Annotated in this window: 5 protein-coding genes; all 5 read left to right on the top strand. The window is 40.8% G+C overall.

From position 1 onward, the window contains the following. Positions 1-664: hypothetical protein (locus tag U9M98_03440; protein MEA2020734.1), on the top strand; the 664-nt coding region annotated here is incomplete at its 5' end. 30 nt (positions 665-694) lie between these two features. After that, the gene (locus U9M98_03435; protein MEA2020733.1) at positions 695-877 is read left to right on the top strand and encodes a hypothetical protein; all 183 of its coding nucleotides are present in this window, start codon (positions 695-697) and stop codon (positions 875-877) included. A 19-nt stretch (positions 878-896) separates the two neighbouring features. Next, a complete protein-coding gene (locus tag U9M98_03430; protein MEA2020732.1) occupies positions 897-1,529 on the top strand; it encodes a hypothetical protein in 633 nt (210 codons plus the stop codon). Positions 1,530-1,805: 276 nt separating this feature from the next. Beyond that, entirely contained in the window at positions 1,806-4,964 is a 3,159-nt protein-coding gene (gene ileS, locus U9M98_03425; protein MEA2020731.1) for an isoleucine--tRNA ligase, read from the top strand. A gap of 158 nt (positions 4,965-5,122) precedes the next feature. Then, complete coding sequence (locus U9M98_03420) at positions 5,123-7,330, top strand: transglycosylase domain-containing protein (GenBank protein ID MEA2020730.1); 2,208 nt, start codon at positions 5,123-5,125, stop codon at positions 7,328-7,330. The last annotated feature ends 12 nt before the right edge of the window (positions 7,331-7,342 follow it).

The following is a 7,342-nucleotide window of genomic DNA, read 5'->3' as shown; positions in this document are numbered from 1 at the left end:
TAAAGTGATGAAAGAAAAATTAAACCGGTTTGAAGGAGAGGAGGGTGCTTTAGCTGTGCTTTGGGATCCTGTGAAAGATAATTTTCCTCCAAACAGAAGCGACTCTGAGCAGTTAGGAAAAACTGAAAAATGGAACGTTCCCTGCCTGAATCTGGTTCAGGGGCAAATATATAATGAGAAACTTTTTCTTACCGCATATTTCCGCGCTCACGATATTTTTAATGCCTGGCCCCGCAATCTATTTGCATTAAGAGAGCTTCAAACCCGGTTAGCAAAGGACATAGGTTATGAGCTGGGAACACTTACTGTTTTTTCTCAGTTTGCTTGGGTATCTAAGAACGATCTTTCACAGGCTCAGAAAGTTGTTGATAAGTATTATAAGCAGCAGTGTGTTTGGGATCCTCGCGGTAATTTTGTAATTGAGGTCAATGACAGCCAGATTATAGCTATTCATCTTTCTCCGGAAGGAAAGAAACTGCAAGAGTTTTCAATTGATGGGAATGGACCAAAAGCTGCAGTTAAGTTGTGTGGAGAAATTGTTGGGGAGTTAGCAATTTCTGATTTAAACCACGCAGCGGATTTAGGACGTGAGCTGGTTAAAGCAGAGATAGCAGTAAAAAATAACTTAAATTACAAACAAGATAATCCGCTAACTTTTGATTAGGAGTGTAGATAATAAATTTGCTGGATTTAGATGGCAAGTGTGTTATTATTTTCTGAGATGGGGAAGAATTTTGCTTATTTATCTTTAACAATTTTAACTCTTTTGGGAATAATACTTACTATTATTCTTATTGGACGGGCGCGCAATTTTGAAGAACGGGTGAGGAAATATGATTCTGTTTATGACACACAAATTACTTATTGTTATGTTTAGCCTAAGGAGGTGATAGTTAGTGCCAGTTTACTTAATTTTTTTAATTCTTGGTGGTGTTTTCTTATTTGCTTGGCTAGTTTTGGTATTGATTCAGAAAAAAAGCGGCTCTGGAGATATTTCTACGCTTAAAGCACAGTTAGATAAGGCTGCAGGGGAAAGTAATTTTGAAGAAGAAGGAGAAGAGTCACGTGTAAAAGCAGGGGATGGCTCTGATATAGAGGTGGAAGCAGAAGAAAAGTTGGAAGAGATTTCTAAAGTAGTGGAAGAGCGTAAAGGGAAAGATATGAAAGAAGGGGATCTGGAGGAAGCGGAACAGGTTAGGGTAAGCGAGGATGCGGGTGGGCTTGAAGAAGTTAAAGAAAAAGAGAGTGAGGATGAGACAGCTGCTGGTATGGAAAGCTGGAGTACGGTTCCAGATGCTTCAGAAAATGCTGCTCAGGAAGAAAGTTCCCACGAAGTTAAGGAAGAAGAACAGGAAGAAGAAGAAAAAGAGATAGAACCAGAAGCCGAGCAGGAACCTGAATCAGAGACTTCAGAACAAAAACCCCAACAGCAAGCTCAGGAAGAGCCTTCGCCTAAAGAGGGCGAACTCCCAAGTGAACCACGGGGGCCTACTGAAAACAGCGAACCGGTGGTAGAACCAGAGGAGTAAATAAGAGGAAGTATTTACCCCTTACTTAGAATTTATTAAGACGTTGCTTAGGTGGCTGTATGTTTTTGAAGAAGCTGCTAGGCTTGACGAAAACGCGTTATCCTAATAAAATGAAGAGGATGCAGTGTTCTCAGTTAAAGAAAATTATTATGCAATTGCGTAGCTAGGGCTGTTTAGAGCAGCTTTAGTTTACGGTTGTCCCGACGACAGTCGGGATTTTTTTGTTTTAGATGTGTATGATAGGATTGGTTTAATAATCTTTAGTCTTTACAAATTATGTTTAGAAAAGTTTCGTCAAAAATAGATTTTGCTAAATTGGAACATGAGATCCTCAGTTTTTGGGAGGATAATAGAATATTGCAGAAGTATTTGCAAAAAAATAAGAAGGCAGAGAAGCGCTTTTCCTTTTTAGATGGTCCCATTACTGCTAATAACCCAATGGGTGTCCACCATGCCTGGGGGAGAACTCTTAAGGATATGTATCAGCGGTTTAACAATATGTGCGGCTTTAAGGAGCGGTTTCAAAACGGTTTTGATAATCAGGGTTTGTGGGTGGAGGTAGAGGTGGAAAAGAAACTGGGGTTTGAAAATAAGAAAGATATTGAAGAGTATGGAGTTGGAAAGTTTGTAGAAAAATGTAAGGAACATACTAAGCATTTTGCCCAAGTCCAAACCGAGCAATCAAAACGCTTGGGTTATTTTATGGATTGGGGTAATGATTATTACACAATGAGTGCGGAAAATAATTATGCGATTTGGCACTTTCTTAAGAAAGTTTGGCAAGACGGTAATCTTTACCAAGGTCGGGATAGTGTTCCGTGGTGTCCCCGTTGTGGTACAGCTATATCTCAACACGAAATTCTCACCGAAGAATATCAGGAATTAACTCACGATTCTATTTTCTTTAAACTTCCTTTGGTTGAAGATGCTTCCGCACCTGCCTGCCGGCAAGGCAGGTTCTCCAGCCTTTGGGGCTGCGGACAAGAAGCCCCAGGGGCTTATCCTGCGGCAACTGTCAAGTTGTTAGTTTGGACAACTACGCCTTGGACTATTCCTGGAAATATGGCTTTAGCTGTAGATCCAGAATTAACCTATTGGTTGTGGAAAACAGCTTCGGGGGAATATCTCATTTTTGCCGACCCGGATCAGGAGACGGGTAAATCTACCTCCAAAAAGGAGAGCGAGGAAGAGATAGAAACCCTAAATGCTTTGGATGTTGTGAAGTCGGGAGAAAAGGTTCGGGAATTTAAAGGTTCTGATCTGATTGGTTTATCTTACACAGCGCCGTATGCTGATTTTGAAGCTACAAAGAGTGTTGTGGGGGAGAATAAATACAAAGTAGTTGCTGCTGACCCTCTTATTCTCTCTGTCGACCCTTTTCAAGGTACGGGGATTGTTCACATTGCTCCCGGTTGTGGGACAGAAGATTTTCGGTTGGGTAAACAAGAAGATATACCAGTTTTACCTGTTATTGATGAGTCAGGTAATTACTTGGAGGGATTTGGTGATTTTTCGGATCAAAATGCCAAGAACTATCCTGATATTATTTTGGATGATCTTAAGAGTAGGGAAGATGGTAGATTTTTCTTTGAGATTGTGCCTTACACTCACCGCTACCCTACTTGTTGGCGTTGTAAAACCGAGTTGGTGTGGCGAGTGGTAGACGAGTGGTACATTGCCATGGATGATGAAAAAATGGAAGGTGCCCGTAATTATCGCGCTGAGCTAAAGGAAAATATAAAGGATGTAGAGTGGATACCGGAGTTTGGGTACAAGCGGGAGTTGGATTGGCTTAATAATATGGAAGATTGGTTAATTTCCAAAAAGCGTTATTGGGGGCTTTGCTTGCCCATTTGGGAATGTAGTGATTGTGGTCATTTTGAAGTGATTGGTTCTAGGGAAGAACTTGGGGAGCGGGCGATAAGCGGTTGGGAAGAGTTTGAGGCGCATACTCCCCACCGCCCTTATGTGGACGCTGTAAAGATTGAATGTTCAAAATGTGGGGGCGTAGCAAGTAGGGTTGAAGGTGTTGGTAATCCGTGGTTGGATGCGGGAATTGTTGCTTATTCTACCCTCAATTATTTCGAAGATCGTGATTATTGGGAGAAATGGTTTCCAGCTGACTTGGTTTTGGAGTGTTTTCCCGGGCAGTTTAAAAATTGGTTTTATTCTCTCTTGGCGATGAGTACTGTGTTGGAAAAAAGAGCGCCTTTTAAGACTTTGTTGGGGCACGGTTTAGTTAAGGATGAGCACGGAGAAGAGATGCACAAATCTAAGGGTAATGCAATTTGGTTTGATGACGCTGCCGAAAAAATGGGAGTAGATCCTATGCGTTGGTTGTATGTAACACAAGATCCTTCCCACAATTTAAAATTTGGTTACGGCCCGGCTAGGGAAGTAAAAAGACGGTTTCTTTTTATTCTTTGGAATTCTTTTAAATATTTTGTAACTTATGCTCGTTTGGACAATTTTGATCCGGCAGAGGCAATGAAGTTGCCGGAGGGGGAGGAAAAGTTTACTTTGGATACTTACCAATTAAATGTAATGGATAAGTGGATTATTTCTAAATCAAATGAAACGTTTAAGGAGGCCAAAGAGTATTTGGAAAAATATGAACACCATAAAGCAGCACAGATTTTGGAGGGTTTTGTGGTTAAAGATCTCTCTACTTGGTATATTCGAAGAATTCGTAATCGGGTTGGTCCGACTGCTCCCAATAATAATAATGATAAGTTTTGCGCTTACCAAACATTGTATGGGGTATTGTTGCGCTTGACTAAAGTTCTTGCTCCATTTATCCCCTTTACAACTGAGATAATGTATCAGGTTTTGACGGAACCACAAAATATAGAAGGAGAGGAAACCGATGTTTTAGGTAAGTTGGATTCAGTTCATTTAACCAGTTGGCCCAAGTACCATGAGTATTTGACGGACAACGATGTTCTTAAAAATATGAAGATTGTCCGCGAAATTGTGGAGAAGGGCCACGCCGCTCGCCGCGATGCGGGGATCAAGGTCCGCCAGCCGTTAGACAAGATGACTGTAGAGATGAAGGCTGCCGCAGGAGAAGCCCCTGGGGCTTCTTTTCTGCTGGGGAATGCGGCAGCGGACCAGTATACCCAAATCATCAAAGATGAATTGAACATCAAAGATATAGAATTTAAGGAAGGCAAGGGAGAATTGGAAGTAAAGCTGGATACAGAAATTACGGAAGAGCTGCGTTTAGAAGGTGTGGCTAGAGAATTGGTTAGAAATATACAAAAAGCACGTAAGAAAGCAGGCTGTGAATGGGATGATCAGATCATTGCTACCTATCCTGCCAATAAGGAAAATAACGCTGCTGTTGAATCCTTTGGAGATTATATTAAACAACAGACACTTTCTGACCAACTTCAACCGGGTGAAGATTTTAAGGTTGAGGTTGTAGAAGGCTGACACCCCACAAGTCGTAACTGTTACACATGGCAGTTGGAGCTAGCAAGTATCATGGTGCCTTTTTGAGTCCTGAACCCTGCGGGTCAGGACTATTTTTTGCCTGTGTTCTCTTTGCTGGTGGTAGATGATGTTGTTTATGCGGTAAGATATAGTTACAGATGAGGATGATTGAAAAGAAAGAATTTTTGAAGTGTTTACAAAAGTTTATATTTGTTGGTATTTTCATTTTTGTAATTAGTTTGGGAGGTTTGGTTCTTCTTTTTAAAGATATTTCTCTGAAGTATGAGCCTGATTTAACGACGCTAGTTTATGATCGGAATGGGGAACTAATATATGAAATTTTCCGTGAGGAAAATCGGGTGTGGGTTCCGCTTGAAAAAATTCCGGAGAATTTGCGAAATGCTGTTATTGCTATGGAAGATGCCCGCTTTTACAACCACGTGGGGTTTGATCCTGTGGCAATCGGGCGCGCCTTACATTCTATTATTTTTAAAAAAAACTTACAAGGCGCCTCCACTTTAACCCAGCAGTTTGCGAAAAATGCTTTTCTTACCTCAGAGCAAACTGTTAGCCGAAAGGTTAAAGAAGTTATTATTGCTACCCTTTTGGAATTACGCTACTCGAAAGATGAAATACTAGAAGCGTATTTAAATGAGGTTTCTTATGGTGGTGTTTACCATGGAGTTGGAACTGCTTCTCAGTTTTATTTTGGTAAAAGTGTAGAAGAGCTTACATTGGGAGAGTCTGCTGCTCTGGTTGCACTTACAAGAGCTCCGACAGCGCTTTCACCTTATTTACATGGGAAGGAGACAATAAAAAAACGGCAGAGTAAGGTTTTGCAGAAGATGGTGGAGTTTGGATATATTACTGCGGAAGAGCAAGAAAATGCTATTGAAGAAGATATTGACTTTGTTTACCAGTCCTCTGCTTTTCGTGCTCCTCACTTTTCAATGTATGTTCGTCAAGTACTGGTAGAGACTTTTGGCGAGGACGCAGTTTTTAAGGAAGGGTTGCAGGTTTATACTACCTTAGACCTGGAATTACAAGATTTTGCTTTTGAGCAGGTAAGGGAGGAGGTAGAAAAGTTAGAGCGTTTAAAGGTTTCTAACGGTGCCATAGTAGTAACTGATCCAGGTGGTGGCGATATTTTAGCAATGGTTGGCTCAAAAAATTATTTTAATGACGAAATTGGTGGTGCTTATAATGTTATTTTGGCTTACCGGCAGCCTGGTTCAGCTATTAAGCCTGTTTTGTATTCAAAAGCTTTTGAAGAAGGTTATTCTCCAGCTACAATTTTGTTTGATATTCCAACAACATATCAGCGATCTTGGGGAAATTACACACCTGTAAATTATGACGGTCGGTTTCACGGACCAGTTACTATAAGGAGAGCGTTGGCTAGCTCTTATAATGTTCCGGCAACGAGAATGCTGGCAGCAATGGGTGTGGAGAAGATAAAAGAGCAAGCAGATAAAGTAGGTATTCCCTATTATGGTGACAGAGGGGCTGATTTATCCTTGGCATTGGGAGGAGAGGCTGTTCGCCCTCTTGATCTGGCAGAAGTATACGGTGTTTTTGCAAATAGTGGTGAACGGGTAACTCCCCATCCGTTGCTTGAAGTAAAAGATAGCAAAGGCAATACCTTGTACAGAGCTACTCCGGAAAGAACAAGGGTTTTGAGCCCGGAAGTAACTTTTTTAATTTCTGACATTTTAGCTGACAATCAAGCGAGAGCCCCGGCTTTTGGTTCTGATAGTTTGTTGTATTTTGGTGGAACAAAAGTTGCAGTAAAAACTGGTACATCTAATAGAAAACGGGATAATTGGGCAGTTGGTTATAATCCAAATTTTGTTGTGGTAGCTTGGGTTGGAAACAATGATAATTCACCTATGCATCCTTTTTTAGCTTCTGGAATTACTGGTGCTTCTTCTATTTGGAGAAAGGTAACAGATAAGTTGCTAGAGACAAGAGGTAGCCAGTGGTATGAAAAACCCGAAAATGTTATTCCTATGGAAGTAAGTACAGTGACAGGAAAAAAAGCTTGCGGAGAGGGTAGTAGTAGAATTGAATATTTTATTATGGGTACAGAACCAGTAGAGTGTGGGGAAACAACAAAGGTTTTGGTTTACTTTGAAGATGAAGAGAAACGGGTTATTAAAGAGCTTTCTGAAGAAGAGGAACAGCACTTTGAAGAAAATGCAGAAGAATTTTTGGAGCACTTGTTCCAGCGGGACTTTAAAAAACATGAAGTTGTAAATTATCAAATTGAATTTGCTCCTGCAGTAGAAGCAGATCCTCTTTTGGAACAACGTCCGCAAGAGTTGATTTTGGAGAGTAGGGAAGTCGAGTTGTACCAGAGATTTTGATCTTTTTTTTTT

It is taken from the genome of Patescibacteria group bacterium, assembly GCA_034659915.1.
GTDB lineage: Bacteria > Patescibacteriota > WWE3 > JAUXAW01 > JAYEID01 > JAYEID01.
This window is presented reverse-complemented; position numbering and strand designations above follow the sequence as displayed.

Excerpts from the sequence above, each read along its gene's own strand:
- U9M98_03435 (MEA2020733.1), top strand. The coding sequence starts at position 695 with ATGGCAAGTGTGTTATTATTTTCTGAGATGGGGAAGAATTTTGCTTAT.
- ileS (MEA2020731.1), top strand. The coding sequence starts at position 1,806 with ATGTTTAGAAAAGTTTCGTCAAAAATAGATTTTGCTAAATTGGAACAT.
- U9M98_03420 (MEA2020730.1), top strand. The coding sequence starts at position 5,123 with ATGAGGATGATTGAAAAGAAAGAATTTTTGAAGTGTTTACAAAAGTTT.